General features: G+C 65.7%; 17 protein-coding genes, 1 tRNA gene and 1 pseudogene. 9 read left to right on the top strand and 10 right to left on the bottom strand.

Annotated features, from left to right (window positions below):
• The 9 genes and pseudogenes from H7828_RS00150 to H7828_RS00190 all read right to left on the bottom strand — a co-directional run.
• Positions 1–221: ATP-binding cassette domain-containing protein (locus H7828_RS00150; RefSeq protein ID WP_226778912.1), on the bottom strand; the 221-nt coding region annotated here is incomplete at its 3' end.
• Between the two features lie 2 nt (positions 222–223).
• Positions 224–832: a ZrgA family zinc uptake protein gene (locus H7828_RS00155; protein WP_226778913.1), complete on the bottom strand. Its 609-nt coding sequence runs from the start codon at positions 830–832 to the stop codon at positions 224–226.
• Between the two features lie 39 nt (positions 833–871).
• Complete coding sequence (locus tag H7828_RS00160; RefSeq protein WP_226778914.1) at positions 872–1,792, bottom strand: ATP-binding cassette domain-containing protein; 921 nt, start codon at positions 1,790–1,792, stop codon at positions 872–874.
• Positions 1,793–2,035: a hypothetical protein gene (locus tag H7828_RS00165; RefSeq protein WP_226778915.1), complete on the bottom strand. Its 243-nt coding sequence runs from the start codon at positions 2,033–2,035 to the stop codon at positions 1,793–1,795.
• Positions 2,032–2,301 carry a DUF6525 family protein gene (locus H7828_RS00170; RefSeq protein ID WP_226778916.1) on the bottom strand — a complete coding sequence of 90 codons (270 nt, stop codon included), beginning with the start codon at positions 2,299–2,301 and terminating at the stop codon, positions 2,032–2,034. The genes H7828_RS00165 and H7828_RS00170 overlap by 4 nt, the downstream gene beginning before the upstream one ends.
• Positions 2,298–3,506, bottom strand: a complete 1,209-nt coding sequence (locus tag H7828_RS00175) for a GTP-binding protein (RefSeq protein WP_226778917.1) — start codon at positions 3,504–3,506, stop codon at positions 2,298–2,300. The genes H7828_RS00170 and H7828_RS00175 overlap by 4 nt, the downstream gene beginning before the upstream one ends.
• On the bottom strand, positions 3,503–3,817 hold the full coding sequence (locus tag H7828_RS00180) for a hypothetical protein (protein ID WP_226778918.1): 315 nt from the start codon (positions 3,815–3,817) through the stop codon (positions 3,503–3,505). The genes H7828_RS00175 and H7828_RS00180 overlap by 4 nt, the downstream gene beginning before the upstream one ends.
• A 437-nt stretch (positions 3,818–4,254) precedes the next feature.
• Positions 4,255–4,611, bottom strand: a pseudogene (locus tag H7828_RS00185) (IS3-like element IS1133 family transposase); the annotation flags it as partial.
• 197 nt (positions 4,612–4,808) lie between these two features.
• A tRNA-Ser gene (locus H7828_RS00190) sits at positions 4,809–4,898 on the bottom strand.
• A 230-nt stretch (positions 4,899–5,128) separates the two neighbouring features.
• Between H7828_RS00190 and H7828_RS00195 the strand changes: the two genes are divergently transcribed.
• The 9 genes from H7828_RS00195 (at position 5,129) to gph (ending at position 12,848) form a co-directional block, all read left to right on the top strand.
• A complete protein-coding gene (locus H7828_RS00195) occupies positions 5,129–5,965 on the top strand; it encodes an SPOR domain-containing protein (RefSeq protein ID WP_226778919.1) in 837 nt (278 codons plus the stop codon).
• 49 nt (positions 5,966–6,014) lie between these two features.
• Positions 6,015–7,181: a D-alanyl-D-alanine carboxypeptidase family protein gene (locus H7828_RS00200; protein ID WP_226778920.1), complete on the top strand. Its 1,167-nt coding sequence runs from the start codon at positions 6,015–6,017 to the stop codon at positions 7,179–7,181.
• Positions 7,178–7,810 (top strand): dTMP kinase, encoded by a 633-nt coding sequence (gene tmk / locus H7828_RS00205; protein WP_226778921.1) that lies wholly within the window; start codon positions 7,178–7,180, stop codon positions 7,808–7,810. The genes H7828_RS00200 and tmk overlap by 4 nt, the downstream gene beginning before the upstream one ends.
• Positions 7,803–8,927 (top strand): DNA polymerase III subunit delta', encoded by a 1,125-nt coding sequence (locus H7828_RS00210; RefSeq protein ID WP_226778922.1) that lies wholly within the window; start codon positions 7,803–7,805, stop codon positions 8,925–8,927. Before tmk ends, H7828_RS00210 begins: the two co-directional genes overlap by 8 nt.
• Positions 8,928–8,934: 7 nt before the next feature.
• Entirely contained in the window at positions 8,935–9,732 is a 798-nt protein-coding gene (locus tag H7828_RS00215; RefSeq protein WP_226778923.1) for a TatD family hydrolase, read from the top strand.
• On the top strand, positions 9,729–10,529 hold the full coding sequence (locus H7828_RS00220; protein WP_226778924.1) for an MBL fold metallo-hydrolase: 801 nt from the start codon (positions 9,729–9,731) through the stop codon (positions 10,527–10,529). Before H7828_RS00215 ends, H7828_RS00220 begins: the two co-directional genes overlap by 4 nt.
• A gap of 43 nt (positions 10,530–10,572) precedes the next feature.
• Positions 10,573–11,502 (top strand): AEC family transporter, encoded by a 930-nt coding sequence (locus H7828_RS00225; protein WP_226778925.1) that lies wholly within the window; start codon positions 10,573–10,575, stop codon positions 11,500–11,502.
• 168 nt (positions 11,503–11,670) lie between these two features.
• Positions 11,671–12,210: a thioredoxin family protein gene (locus H7828_RS00230; protein WP_226778926.1), complete on the top strand. Its 540-nt coding sequence runs from the start codon at positions 11,671–11,673 to the stop codon at positions 12,208–12,210.
• The gene (gene gph / locus H7828_RS00235; RefSeq protein ID WP_226778927.1) at positions 12,201–12,848 is read left to right on the top strand and encodes a phosphoglycolate phosphatase; all 648 of its coding nucleotides are present in this window, start codon (positions 12,201–12,203) and stop codon (positions 12,846–12,848) included. The genes H7828_RS00230 and gph overlap by 10 nt, the downstream gene beginning before the upstream one ends.
• Here the strand turns inward: gph and H7828_RS00240 are convergent, their stop codons facing one another.
• Positions 12,849–14,324, bottom strand: a complete 1,476-nt coding sequence (locus tag H7828_RS00240; RefSeq protein ID WP_226778928.1) for a caspase family protein — start codon at positions 14,322–14,324, stop codon at positions 12,849–12,851.
• Positions 14,325–14,358: the final 34 nt, after the last annotated feature.

Here is a 14,358-nt window from a genome sequence, read left to right on the forward strand (position 1 = left end):
ATGGCGCCAAGGTCAGTCCCGTCGACGGATACGCGGCCCCTGTCCGCGGCAACGATGCCGCAGACCAGCGACAAAAGCGTGGATTTCCCCGACCCGCTTGCGCCAAGCAGCAGGACACTTTCGCCCGGGCCCATCTCGAATGTCGGACAGGCGAGCGAGAATCCGCCCCGCCCCGGCCAGGCGAATGCAACCTCTGTCAGGGCGATGGCGGGCTGGTGCATGGTCAGTTCAGCGTCAATTCCGGGGCGTCACGGCCAATCTCGGCCGATCCGGCGCCCGCGTCGGTGACATACTGCGCCTCGATCTGCTGCGCGCTCTTGAAATGGTCGAAGAACGGGAAGCCGATCGTCGTAATCTCTTCGGGATGCGTGCAGGCAAAGCTGTAGCTTGCGTGGAACTCGCTGTGCTCGGCGCTTTGCCCGTGGTCGTGATCCTCGCCTTCGGCATGCTCATCCTCGTGCGCATGATCTTCTCCCTCGGCGTGGTCGTGGTGTTCCTCATCTTCATGCTCATGATCACCAGAGTGCAAATGGGCCAGCACCTCGGTCAATCGGCACTCTGCCGCCTCGGGCAGCGTGACGATGTTCTCCGGCAAAAGCATGACACGAATTGCCGCCGCGACCGCATCCTTGTCGGCATCGGTGCCCGCCTCGTATTCAAAGCCGACGATGTCCATGCCGGGCGCGTGCAGGTTCATCTCGATGACGCTTCCCTCGACGGCAAGTTCAAGCGTGCTGACGCCATGGACATGGACGTCCATCTCGCGCCTTTCCTGCGCGAGAAGCGGCGTTGTGGCAACAGAGGTCAAAAGTGCAAGCTGGATGATCTTCATGGACGTCCCTTTCTTTCAACTAGACGATATATTTGCACATCAGTGCAACGGCGATGCGACATTGCATTCCGCCAAAACGGTGCCCGGGTCACTTTCAGTCTCCGGTGCCTCAAGCGCCAGAACTGTGTCGGCGGCATTCCGTATCAGGGCCGCATCGTGGCTGACCAACACAAGTGCAAACCCATCCCGTTCCGTTGTTTCCGACAAGAGGGCGATCACCCTCTCCTGAGTGATCGGGCCCCGGCGCGACGTCGGTTCATCAGCAAAGATGAAGCTGGGGGTCCTGAGCAGAACCCGGAGGAGCGACAGGCGCTGCCACTCGCCCCCCGAGACCGCATCGGGGCGACGCACCAGAAGGTCCGCCCGAAGGCCGAGCCGATCAAGCAAGGCTTCGATCTCACCCTTGCGCCTGTTTGAAATGGCGCCGGCCGGGTCGGGAATGGTGCCGCAATTGCGCGAGACGAGTCCCAGTTCAAGCGATCCGGCCGCGTGATCGGCAGGAATCCCGGACGAACTGGTGATGTTAATCGTCAGTTCAACGCCGATTGCGCGAAACTGCTGCTCCAGCGCGGCCGCGACAAGCGGCAGCGTGGGCCGGTCGCGGCGCGCACGCGGGTCGCTGAGTTCCGGAAGCGCCGTATTCATCTTCAACAGCTTCGTGCCGGGCATTAGCGTCGTCAGCAATTCGACCGCATCTGTCATGCCAAGGCGCTTCACGCTGGGCGGATCGAGACCAAAGACGAGGTCGGCGTCACCCGATTTATTGCTCAGCGCGCGTGTCTCCACGCGACTCTCGCTCAATGTCATGACAATCTCAATGTCCCGCTCCATCATACCGGTGATCGGCAGGCTGGCCTGCGGCCCCGGTTTGGATCGTGCAATTTCAAGCGCGTTGAATACGGCCTCTGGCGTCATCGGCGCGTCATTGTGAAACGTCACGCCTTCGCGCAGCTTGAACATCTAGGTCAACCTGTCGTCCGATACGCTCCACCAGGTCGCCAGCGCAGGAACCAGTTGGCCATCCGGGTTTGCGCGGACCAGCGTGTCGGCAATTCCCATGCGCCAAAAATCATAACCGACGGTTGAAGGTTCGGGTCCCTGGATCTCAAATTGAGCCAGGACATCAAGCGTGTCGTTCGCCTGCGTCGGCGCCGAGAGGAATGTGAGAGCCGCAACTGTGGCGAGCAAGGATCGTGTCTTCATGCGTTTTCCTGTTGCTGAAAACTGCGCCCGGAATTGCGAACCGGGCTGGTAGCTTTGTCTTTCGCAAGGCACTTTTCCTGCGCACGATCCAATTTTTGCAGGATCGACTCGACCGGCTCACCCCGCGCACTCTCACGCATCCAGATGTGACGACAGGATGCAGGCGACCACGGCAGCGCCGCCTCTGCCAGGCCAACCGTCCCGAGCACGCGCGGATCGTTGCTGCTGTTGATTGCCGTGGCAAAGCGGCGAAGAACCGTCGTCATGCCGCCTCCACGCGCCGCCAGACCGGAAATGGATCTGTCAGGTCGGGCAGCGCCTCCGGCCCCGGCGCCAGATGCTCGGCAACCAAGCACGAATCCAGGCGAGTTTTCAGGGCAGGCCAATCTATCCCCGCCCCGATGAAGACGATCTCCTGCCGCCGATCGCCCCAGGGCTCGGACCAATGCGCAGCCATGTAGGCGCGTGCACTTTCGTGATCCGGCCACTGCGCCTTGGGGACGGCCGCCCACCACGTACCGAGAGGCTTCACGGAAGACAGCGCCCCCGCGAGAGAGAATTCCGCCACCCAGTCAGGCCGCGTTGCGATCCAGAAATGCCCCTTGGCGCGGATAACGCCGGACAAGTCCCCGTTCAGGACCGCCAGAACCTTTTCGGGCTCGAAGGGCCGTCGGGCGCGGTAGACGTAGGATGCCACGCCGTATTCCTCGGTCTCGGGCACATGATCGGTAAAGCCGTAGAGCTCCTTTGCCCACATCGGATGTTCATGCGCCTTGTCGAAATCGAAAAGCCCGGTGTCGAGAATGGCATCCGCCGGCACTTGCGCATGATTTGCCTCGATGATCCGCGCATCCGCATTCAGGCTGCGAATGATCTTGCGGGCCGCGTCGGTGCGCTCGGGGCCTGCCTCCGCAACCTTGTTCAGGATCACGACGTCGGCGAACTCGATCTGCTCGACAAGGAGGTTCAGCAGCGTCCGCTCGTCCTCCTCGCCCAGCGTCTCGCCCCGGTCACGCAGGAAATCGTGGCTGGAATAGTCCTTCAGCAGGTTCACGGCGTCGACGACCGTTACCATCGTATCAAGGCGCGCGACGTCCGACAGGCTCTCGCCGTCTTCGTCCCGGAAGTCGAAGGTCGCGGCGACGGGAAGCGGTTCGGAAATGCCGGTGGACTCGATCAGCAAGTAGTCGAAACGACCCTCGGCAGCGAGACGGCGAACCTCCTGAAGCAGGTCGTCGCGCAGCGTGCAGCAGATACAGCCGTTCGACATCTCCACCAGTGTCTCGTCGGTGCGGGAAAGCTCGGTATCTGCCCGCACGAGATCCGCGTCGATGTTCACCTCGGACATGTCATTGACGATCACCGCGACGCGACGGCCCTCACGGTTGTTCAGCACGCGGTTCATCAGCGTCGTCTTGCCGGCACCGAGGAAGCCGGAAATCACTGTTACGGGAAGGCGGGTGTCGGTCATGCGGCAAACTCCTGTAGCGCAAAGAAATCGGGAAACCGCAGCGAGGCATAGCAGGCGCTGACCGCCTGTGGCCCGTCCGCGAGAGCGAAGTTGTTTCTGGTCATCGGGCGCGCCATGCCACTGGCCGCGAAACCGGCCTGCGCGCCCTTCGCGAGCTTTCCCGTGCCATCGCGAAGCTGAATAGTCGCGCTAGCCGCAGGGTCGTTCCGGAGCAGCGCCAGTGTTTCCCTCAGCGTGTCACCGCTCCATCCAGCCGCAGCATGCGCTGCGGGCACCAAGCGGTTGCGCGGGCGTTCTGCGTCGATCACCAAGGCCCACCCCTCCTCCATCAAAGCCGTAAGGGCCCGGTATACAGTCGCCGGCGCGAGCCCGGCTTCTTCGCTCGTAAGCGCGCCCAGAATCTCACAAGTCGCCACCGGGCGCCCAGTTTTCCGCGGCACAACAGGAAATTCCGTCGGCTGTTGATCGCTCTGTTCTCTCAAATGATCACCCCCGGGATCGCGATTGAAATGATATGTTATCTCATAACAGCTGTGCCCGCAATCCGGTTTTGAAGATCGCGCATCAATCGATCGGTCCGAAACCCGGAAACGCCAAATGATCCGTGCTTTCTGGGATTGCGGCGAGCGACATGCGACACGCCAGCACTTGGTCGACCAACACGGCGTCGTCGTTCAGCACCTCGCCAACCCGCCCCAGCTGTCGGCCGCGAGCGCGCGCGACCGGCGCGTCCAGCGGATGGTCAGGTCATGTCGCGACGCTGGCGATGTGATGGCGGCCTGCGACGCCACGCCCGTAGCCCACAGTCTGAAACCTGCATCAGGCGGCACAAATGCGCATGTGAAAGACCTCCGCGATACTCCGCAATGAATTGAAATCTCGTTGCTTTTGGCTCGCGAAGAAGGTTGCGGCCCTCTTTAACACCCCTCTCCTCCCGCAGAACGCGGTTCTGTTTGCGCAAACGCTCGTTCTCCCGGCGCAGCTCCGCGTCCTCGGCGGCAGCCGGATCGGTCGAGCAATCCCGCATCCACTTGCCCAAGGTCGAAAACCCTACGCCAAGGTCTGAGGCCACTTGTCGGCGTGTCAGGCCGCTGTTCGGCGGCAGAGGATTGAAATCTAATAAGAAAGTGGGCCGAACCGAAACAGGTGAGGTTCGCCCAAACTGAGACTGAGGGTCATTCTGAGCCCAGCTTCGGCTAGGCGGCGCGTCTATGAGGTTCGGTCGGTTTCCGCAAACCCCTTTGATAACACGGAAAAATCCGTGACCGTCAGGGCGGTGTCACTGGTTCGCAATGGGGATAATGGCGGAGAAGGTGGGATTCGAACCCACGGTACGCTTTCACGCACGACGGTTTTCAAGACCGTTGCAATCGACCACTCTGCCACTTCTCCGGTGCGAGGGACTTAGCGGTGCGCGTGCGATTCGGGAAGGGGACAGTGGGGACGGAAATTTGCCGGTGCTTGCGGGCGCACTTTCATTGCCGCGCTCCAGCGGCTAGACTGCGCGCCAGAAAGGTGCGTGACAGGCACCGCGAGTGAGCAGCAACGCCGGTGACCGGCACTTGTGCACGGCAACGTCCGTGCGACGATGGGGGCAACCTATGACATCCAACGTGGTCAGAATGGCCTTACTGACAAGCGCCCTGGCCCTTCTTGCGGCCTGCGAGGAAGGGTTTCGCCTGCCCGGGCAGGGCGCGGAGGCACCCGGGGACGAGGAGGCCGCGCCCCTGGCGCCGCGCACCACCCGGCTTGTCGAACGCGATGTCGAGGCGCCCGAGGTTTTCCAGAAGACAGAGTCGGGCCTCTGGGATGGTCGCCCCTCGCTGGGCGGTGTCTGGGTGGCCCATCCCGACGTGAAAGACCCCGAAAGGGTGATCATCCGCAACGAGGTCAATCAGAAGTTCGTGATCGGCGCCCTCTTCCGGCGCGAGCGTGACAACCCCGGCCCGCGGCTTCAGGTGTCGTCGGACGCGGCCGAGGCCCTGGGCCTTCTGGCCGGTCAGCCCGTCAAGCTGAACGTCACCGCGCTGCGCCGCGAAGAAGTTGACGAAACGCCCCCCGCCACGTCCGAGGCCACGGCGATACTGGAGCAGCCCGACGAGATCGAGGCGCTGTCCCTGGACAGCCCGCCCCGGCCCGAAGCGACCGAGATCGGCGATGCCGCCCCCGCCGCGATCGCGACGCCCGCGCCACCGCCCGCCCCCAAGCCCGCCAAGGCAAGCTCGCTTGACAAGGCCTATGTGCAGATCGGCATCTTCAGCGTGCAGGCCAATGCCGACAACACCGCCACCGCCCTGCGCGGGGCCGGGATGATCCCCACCGTCAGCAAGCAATCGTCCAAGGGCAAGACCTTCTTCAGCGTCATCGTCGGCCCGGCCAGCAATGCCACCGAACGCGCCGCCCTTCTCAGGAAAGTGAAGGGTCTGGGCTTCAACGATGCCTATTTCACCTCGAACTGACCGCCCTTTCCGTGTCACCTTGCCCCCCCGCCACAGCAGGATCGCAGACATGACCAAACGCCTTATCGCCCGCCTTGCCCTTGCGCTGACCATTGCCGTCACCGCCGCCCTGCCCGCCCGGGCCTTCGAAACGCTGGCCACCTCGGCCTATGTCTATGACCTGACCACTGACACGGTGCTTCTGAGCAAGGAGGCCAATGTGCCCCTGCCCCCGGCGTCGATGTCCAAGCTGATGACGATCAACATGCTGTTCGAGGCCCTGCGCGACGGGCGTGTCGACATGGACACCCGGTTCGGCGTGTCGTCACGGGCCACCGACATGGGCGGATCGTCCATGTATCTGAAGGTGACCGACCGCCCCACGGTCGAGGAACTGATCCAGGGCATCATCGTGCAGTCGGGCAACGATGCCTGCGTCGTGGTGGCCGAGGGGCTTTCGGGGTCCGAGGATGCCTTTGCGCGCACCATGAACCAGCGGGCACAGGCCCTGGGGATGACCAAGTCGACCTTCGCCAACGCCAGCGGCTGGCCCAATCCCAACCACCGGATGAGCATGGAGGACCTGGGCATCCTGGCCACCCGGCTGATCAAGGAATTCCCCGAATACTATGGCTATTTCGCGCAGAAGACGTTTGAATTCGACGGCCGCGTGCCCGCCAACCACAACAACCGCAACCCCCTGCTGCACCTCGGGATCGGCGCCGACGGCCTGAAGACGGGCCACACTTCCGAAGCGGGCTATGGCCTTGTCGGGTCGGCCAGCCAGGGCGCGCGCCGCATCGTCTTCGTGATCTCGGGGCTGCAAAGCGAAACCCATCGCGCCGAAGAGGCCGAGCGTCTGGTCAACTGGGCCTTCCGCCAGTTCGTGCAGAAGACCATCGTGAAAAAGGGCCAGGAAGTGACCCGCGCCGATGTCTGGCTGGGGCTTGACCGTCAGGTCGGGCTGGTGGCCGCCGAAGACATCGAGGTGCTGGTGCCCGCCCTGCAACAGGACGCGCTGACCGGCAATGCCATGTTCCGCGGCCCCTTCGAGGCGCCGGTCACCAAGGGCCAGGAGATGGGCGAACTGGTGATCAAGCTTGACGGTCTGCCCGATGCCAGCGTCGCCCTCCTGGCCGACAAGTCGGTCGCGAAAAGCGGGTTCCTGCCGCGGCTGAAACTGGCCGCCGAAACCCTGTTCCGCAAGTTCGCCAGCGAGGCGGCAGAGCTTCGGTGAGCGGGCGGGGTCTGTTCGTCACCTTCGAGGGCATCGACGGGTCGGGCAAGTCCACCCAGGCGCGGATGCTGGCCGAGGCGCTGCGCGCCGAGGGGCGCGACGTGGTGCTGACCCGCGAACCCGGCGGCAGCCCCGGCGCCGAGGAGATCCGCGCGCTGGTGCTTGAGGGCGCGACCGACCGCTGGTCGCCCGAATCCGAGATCCTGCTGTTTACCGCCGCCCGGCGCGACCATATGGAACGCACGATCCGCCCCGCGCTGGCGGCGGGCAAGGTGGTGATCTCTGACCGTTTCGCCGACAGCACCCGCATGTACCAGGGCCTGTCGCGGGGCGATCTGCGCGGGCTGGTCGACACGTTGCACGACCTGATGATCGGGCTCGAGCCTGACGTGACCGTCCTGATCGACATGGACCCGGCCACCGGCCTGTCGCGCGCCCTGTCGCGCCAGACCGCCGAGGAACGGTTCGAAGGCTTCGGCGCCGACCTTCAGGCGCGGATGCGCGCCGGCTTCCTGGCACTGGCGCAGGAGTTTCCCGACCGTTTCGTCACCATCCCCGGCGCGGGAACACCCGAAACCGTCGCCACCCGCGTGCGCGACGCGCTGGCTGGGGCCCTGCCCCATGGCTGACGACGCCCTGCCCGAAGCCGACCGTATCGAGGGCATCGCGCACCCGCGCGAAACCCTTGCCCTGCTGGGACAGACCCAGGCCGAGGCGGCCTTCCTTCAGGCCTGGAACGGCGATCACGCCCACCACGCATGGTTGATCACCGGGCCGCGCGGCGTGGGCAAGGCCACGCTGGCCTGGCGGATCGCGCGCTTCCTGCTGTCGCAACCGCCCCGCGACGGCGGCGGCATGTTCGCGCCCGAACGCCCCGAAACGCTTGATACCCCCGCCGATCACCCGGTGACCCGGCGCACGATGGCTCTGGGCGAACCGGGGCTGTTCCTGCTGCGCCGCGCTTGGGACGACAAGAAGAAGGCACTTAAAACCGTCATCACCGTGGACGAGGCGCGCAAGCTGAAGGATTTCTTCGGCATGTCGGCCCCGGGCGGCGGGCATCGCGTCGTCATCATCGACAGCGCCGACGAGATGAACACCAACACCGCCAATGCCATCTTGAAGCTGCTGGAGGAACCGCCCGACAACTGCACCCTGCTGCTGATCAGCCACGCCCCCGCCCGCCTTTTGCCCACGATCCGCTCGCGGTGTCGCACCCTGCGCTGCGCCCCCCTGTCTCCGGGCGACCTGACCCAGGTGCTGGCCCGGACCGGCGAACAGACCGACGCACCCGAGGCCCTGGGCGAACTGGCCGACGGTTCGGTAGGCGAGGCGCTGCGCCTGCTGCATATGGACGGCATGAAGATCTATCAGACGCTGGTGTCGCTGCTGGAGGGCGCGCCGCAGATGGACCGCCCCCGCCTTCTGGCGCTGGCGGGCACGATGACCGGGCGCGCCGCCGCCGAACGGCTGGACCTGACCCTGCGCCTTCTCGACCGGCTTCTGGCCCGCCTCGCCCGTACCGGTGCCGGGCTGCCCCCCGCGGTCGAGATCACGCGCGGCGAAACCGACATGTTGCACCGTCTGGCCCCCGACCCCTGGGCGGGGCGCGAATGGGCCGATCTGCAACAGGCGCTGTCGGCCCGCGCGGCCCATGGGCGGGCGGTCAACCTTGACCCTTCCGCGCTCATCCTTGATATGGGGCTGACCATCAATCAGACAGCGGCCCGCCTCGCCGGGCGCTAGAGGCGCCATGACCACCCCAGCGATCACCGACAGCCATTGCCACCTGGATTTCCCGGACTTCGAGGGCGAACTGCCCGAGATCATCACCCGGGCCGCCGAGGCCGGGGTGACGCGCATGGTCACGATCTGCACCAGGCTGCGCCAGGAACCCGAGGTGCGCGCCATCGCCGAGGCCCACGCGCCGGTGTTCTATGCCATGGGCACCCACCCGATGAGCGTGGCCAGCGAACCCATGGCGACAACCGAACAACTGGTCGCCCTCGCGGCCCATCCCAAATGCGTCGGCATCGGGGAAACCGGCCTTGATTATCACTACACCTCGGACTCGGCCGAAGCGCAGCAGCAAAGCCTGCGCATCCACATCGACGCCGCCCGCGAAACCGGCCTGCCGCTGATCATCCACGCCCGCGCCGCCGATGACGACATGGCCCGCATCCTGAGCGAGGAACACGCCAAGGGCGCCTATTCCTGCGTGATGCACTGTTTCTCAAGCTCGGCCAAGCTGGCCCGCGCCGCGCTTGACCTCGGGTTCTACCTGTCGATGTCGGGCATCACGGCCTTTCCGAAATCGCAGGAGCTGCGCGACATCTTCGCCGCCGCCCCGATCGACCGCATCCTTGTGGAAACCGACAGCCCCTATCTGGCCCCGCCGCCCCATCGTGGCAAACGCAACGAACCGGCCTTCACCGCCCATACAGCGGCGCGGGGGGCCGAGACCTTCGGCCTGCCCTACCCCGAATTCGCCGCCGCGACCCAGGCCAACTTCGACCGCCTCTTTGCCAAGGCCGCCGCGTGGCAGGCATGAGCGGATACCGCTTCACCATCCTGGGCTGCGGATCGTCCGGCGGGGTGCCGCGCCTTGGCGGGCACTGGGGCGATTGCGATCCGACGAACCCGAAGAACGCGCGCCGCCGCTGTTCGATGCTGGTGGAACGCGACGGGCCGCACGGCACCACCCGCGTGCTGATCGACGCCTCGCCCGACCTGCGCAACCAGCTTCTGGATGCCGGTGTCGGTGCGCTGGACGCCGTGGTCTTTACCCATGCCCATGCCGATCACACCCACGGCCTTGATGATCTGCGGATGATCGTCTTCAACATGCGCAGCCGCCTGCCCGTCTGGGCCGATGCCCCGACCCAGGCCGACCTGCTGGTGCGCTTCCGCTATGCCTTCGTGCAGGCCGAAGGCTCCAGCTATCCGCCGATCTGCGAGATGAACACCATCGACGGCCCGTTGACGATCGGCGGCAAGGGCGGCGCGATCACCCTTTCGCCCTTCCTGGTGAACCACGGCGCCATCGACGCGCTGGGGTTCCGCATCGCGGGCCTTGCCTATCTGCCCGACGTGGCCGACATCCCCGACGCTGCCTGGGCCAGCCTTGAAAACCTGGACATCTGGGTGGTCGATGCCCTGCGCCGCACGCCCCACCCGACCCACGCCCACCTGGCCCGCACGCTGGAATGGATCGAACGCGCCGCGCCCCGCCGCGCGGTGCTGACCAACATGCATATCGACCTCGATCACGACACGGTGGCGGGCGAAACCCCGCCCCATGTCACCCCCGCATACGACGGCATGGTGCTGACGCTTCCCGCCGACTGACGGTTCGGACGCGGCGCGGGCCACAAGCACAAAGGCGCAACGAATGCAGGCACTGCTTGACGTCATCCTGCCGGTCTTCCTGGTGATCGGCTTTGGCTATGTCGCGGTCTGGAAGGGCCTGTTCAGCGATGCCGGGGTCGAAGGGCTGATGAAGTTCACCCAGCATTTCGCCATTCCCTGCCTGCTGTTCCGCGCCATCGCCGGGCTGGACCTGGGGCAGGAGTTCGACCTGTCGCTGCTGTTCTCGTTCTACCTCGGGGCACTTGGCGGCTTTCTGGCCGGGCTTTTCGGCGCGCGGCTGCTGTTCCGCCGCCCCTGGCCCGATTGCGTCGCCATGGGGTTTTGCGGGCTGTTCTCGAACTCCGTCCTTCTTGGCCTGCCGATTGCCGAACGCGCCTTCGGCACCGCCGCGCTGCAATACAACTTTGCCATCATCGCCGTTCACGCGCCCTTCTGCTATGGCCTTGGGGTGACGGTGATGGAGATCGTGCGCAACCCCGGCGGCGCGCCCCTGGACACGGCCCGCAAGGTGGGGCGGGCGATGTTTCGCAACGCGCTGGTGATCGGCATCAGCCTGGGGTTTCTGGCGAATTTCACCGGGCTGGTCCTGCCCGACGTCTTTCAGAGCGCCCTTGACATGATGGTGCGCGCGGCCCTGCCCGCCGCCCTCTTCGGGCTGGGCGGGGCGCTGGTGCGCTATCGCCCCGAGGGCGACATGCGGGCGATCCTCTGGGTTTCGGGCTGTTCGCTGGTTCTGCATCCCGCCATCGTTTTCGTGACCGGAACGGCCCTTGGCCTGTCCACCGGCGCGCTGCGGGCGGCCGTCATCACCGCCGCCATGGCACCGGGGGTCAACACCTATATCTTCGCCGACATGTACGGTGCGGCGCGGCGGGTGGCCGCCTCGGGGGTTCTTCTGGGCACCGCGCTCAGCCTTGGGACGGTCTGGCTCTGGCTGCTGATCCTGCCCTAGGCGGGGCGCGGACCGCGGCCCCCGGCGCGCCATGCCGGCGGTGGGATTTGAGTATTTTCAGCAAGAAAGAGACAGGGGTTCAAGCCCTCGCAGCCGGTTTTCGGGGCTGGACGCGGGGCGCCCCGGTTGGCATGGTCCGCGCCATGGGCAGGGAAACGGGAGAGACGGATGGCCACCCCACCGGTATGCGATTTCGGCTGGCAGGCGCCCGATTTCAGCCTGCCCGACACCGACGGTTCTGCCGGATCGCTGGAAACCTGGGGCGACGGCGCGGCGACGCTGGTGATGTTCATCTGCAACCACTGCCCCTATGTCTTGCGCGCGCTGAACGAGATCCGGCGCACCGCCGACGATCTGGCGCCGCTGGGTGTCGGGGTGATTGCCATCTGTTCGAACGATGCGGCAGCCTATCCCGACGACAGCCCCGAGAACATGAAGCTTTTCCATCGCAAGCACGATCTGCCCTTTCCCTATCTGCACGACGCCGACCAGGCCGTGGCGCGGGCCTGGGGCGCCGTGTGCACGCCCGATTTCTTCGGACTGGACGCCCGCCACCGGCTGCAGTACCGCGGGCGGCTGATGGCGCCTGACGGGCGGCGCGAACTGTTCGAGGCGATGAAACAGATTGCCGAAACCGGGCAAGGCCCGCGCGACCAGGTGGCCAGCATGGGCTGTTCGATCAAATGGAAGGACAGCAATTGGGCCTGATCGTCTTTGACCTTGACGGCACGCTGATCGACAGCGCGCCCGACATCCGCGCCGTGGGCAACCGGGTTCTGGCAGAACAGGGTGCCGCCCCGATGGACCTGGCCGAAACCCGGTCGTTCATCGGCAACGGCGCGCCGGTGCTGGTGCAGCGGATGATCGCGGCGCGCGGCCTTGACCCTTCGCTGCATGCAACGATGCTGACCCGGTTCCTGGCGCTGTATGAAAAGGCGGTGGAACTGACCGTGCTTTACCCCGGCGTCGCCGATTGTCTGGAGACGCTGGCCGGCCAGGGGCACCGCCTTGGCATCTGCACCAACAAGCCCGAGGCGCCGACCCATGCCGTGCTGCGCCATTTCGGGCTGAGCGACCGGTTCCTGGCGGTTCTGGGCGGTGACAGCCTGAAGCAGCGCAAGCCCGATTCGGCGCCCCTGCTGGCCTGTGTGCGTGCCTTGGGCGAGGGTCCGGTGCTTTACGTGGGCGACAGCGACGTGGATGCCGAAACCGCCGAGCGCGCCGCCCTGCCCTTTGCGCTGTTCACCGAAGGCTATCGCAAGGCAGCGGTGAAGGACCTACCCCACGCCCATGCCTTCGACGATTTCACCGCGCTGCCCGACATCGTGGCGCGCCAGTTCGCCTGATCACTCGGACAGGCCATAGGCGGCCCGGATCGCTGACTGGGTGCCGGGGCCGAAATCGCCGTCGATGGCGGCGTCGTAAAAGCCGAACTCGCGCAGCTTGAGTTGCAGTGCCCTGCGGGTTTCGGGTTCGAACATGCGGGGGCGGTCGCGCACCACCTCGTAGACATCCTGCGCCCCGGTGCGCAACGCGCGGTAGAGGTAATTCGCCGCGTCCTGCGGCCCCTTGCCCGGCACGGCGCCGTCGTCGATCAGGGCGGCGAAGTTGTACATGGCTTGGGGCTGGCGCAGGTTTGCGGCCTGTTCGAAATACTCAAGCCCCCGCGCCGGATCGAGCGGTACGCCAAGCCCGCCCTGAAAGTGGATGAACCCCAGATCGTTCAGGGCATCGGCAAACCCCAGCGCCGCGGCACTTTCGTAAAGCTCAAGCGCGCGCTTGTCGTCCTGCGCCACGCCCAGCCCCTTTTCGTAAAGCTGCGCCAGTTCGAACTGCGCCTCGGCCGAACCTGCCTTTGCCGCCCGTTCCAGCAGCCCGGCGGCATCGGTGGGGGCATAGCGGGGATCAGCGGCGTTCAGCCGCATATAGGCCAGCCCCACCATCGAGCGGGTGTCGCCCTGATCGGCCAGGGTGGCAAGCTGGGTTTCCTGGTCGCGCGGAATTTCCGACCAGGCGGTGTCGGGATCGAAGCTGGCGGTCTCGACCGCATCGCGGGCAAGAAAGAACGGCGTGCCCGAGAGCGAGCCATAGGTGTGCGGTTCCTGCCGGTTGCCGGTTTCGCGCAGCACCGCGTCGCGCACCTGCCGGAACATCAGCGAGATCTCCACCGGTTGCGGCAGCGCGTCGATCAGGGCCTTGGCGAAGGGGCTGTGTTCGCCCGCCCCGTCCAGCGCCACCTCGCCATCCCGCGCGGCGAAAGCCACCAGCGTGCCACGGTCGGGCGATGGGGGCGCAAGGCCGCCGTCACCGGCGCCACGGGTGCCGGGGGTCGGCGTCTGCTGATCCTGCAGCGCGTCAAGATCCAGGGCACCGCCGAAGGGATCGTCGCGGCAGGAATCCAGGATCACCACCCGCATCTTGCGCGCACCGTCCACCGCCGCCAGCAGATCGTCCAGCGACAGCGACACCCGCTGGATGTCGCGGTTGGTGGTGATGCTGGCATCGACCGGTATCAGGAAATTCTCGCCCTGCACCTCGACCCCGTGACCGGCGTAGTAGATCAGCGCAAGATCGGCGGTTTCCGAATGAAAGGCGAAATCGCCCACCTCCTTGCGCAGGGTTTCGCCCGGCGTGTCGATCAGGGTGGTGACCTCGAACCCGATCCGTTCCAGTGTTTCACCGATGGCGCGCGCGTCGTTTACCGGATTGTCCAGTGTCGGGACGGTCTGATAGGCGCCCATGCCGATCACCAGGGCGATCCTGTCGGCCGCCGGGGCGGCGATGGGGACGATGCTTATCAGGGCGGCGAACAACAGGCGCAAGGGTTTCCTCCGGTCGGTGGTTGGCATGGCGGCA

It is taken from the genome of Oceaniglobus trochenteri (genome assembly GCF_020529025.1).
Classification (GTDB): Bacteria; Pseudomonadota; Alphaproteobacteria; order Rhodobacterales; family Rhodobacteraceae; genus Oceaniglobus; species Oceaniglobus trochenteri.

Bases quoted from the DNA above. Each gene is read 5' to 3' on its own strand.
- H7828_RS00155 (WP_226778913.1), bottom strand. From the start codon at position 832: ATGAAGATCATCCAGCTTGCACTTTTGACCTCTGTTGCCACAACGCCG.
- H7828_RS00160 (WP_226778914.1), bottom strand. From the start codon at position 1,792: ATGTTCAAGCTGCGCGAAGGCGTGACGTTTCACAATGACGCGCCGATG.
- H7828_RS00165 (WP_226778915.1), bottom strand. From the start codon at position 2,035: ATGAAGACACGATCCTTGCTCGCCACAGTTGCGGCTCTCACATTCCTC.
- H7828_RS00170 (WP_226778916.1), bottom strand. From the start codon at position 2,301: ATGACGACGGTTCTTCGCCGCTTTGCCACGGCAATCAACAGCAGCAAC.
- H7828_RS00175 (WP_226778917.1), bottom strand. From the start codon at position 3,506: ATGACCGACACCCGCCTTCCCGTAACAGTGATTTCCGGCTTCCTCGGT.
- H7828_RS00195 (WP_226778919.1), top strand. From the start codon at position 5,129: ATGGCCTTACTGACAAGCGCCCTGGCCCTTCTTGCGGCCTGCGAGGAA.
- H7828_RS00200 (WP_226778920.1), top strand. From the start codon at position 6,015: ATGACCAAACGCCTTATCGCCCGCCTTGCCCTTGCGCTGACCATTGCC.
- H7828_RS00210 (WP_226778922.1), top strand. From the start codon at position 7,803: ATGGCTGACGACGCCCTGCCCGAAGCCGACCGTATCGAGGGCATCGCG.
- H7828_RS00215 (WP_226778923.1), top strand. From the start codon at position 8,935: ATGACCACCCCAGCGATCACCGACAGCCATTGCCACCTGGATTTCCCG.
- H7828_RS00220 (WP_226778924.1), top strand. From the start codon at position 9,729: ATGAGCGGATACCGCTTCACCATCCTGGGCTGCGGATCGTCCGGCGGG.
- H7828_RS00225 (WP_226778925.1), top strand. From the start codon at position 10,573: ATGCAGGCACTGCTTGACGTCATCCTGCCGGTCTTCCTGGTGATCGGC.
- H7828_RS00230 (WP_226778926.1), top strand. From the start codon at position 11,671: ATGGCCACCCCACCGGTATGCGATTTCGGCTGGCAGGCGCCCGATTTC.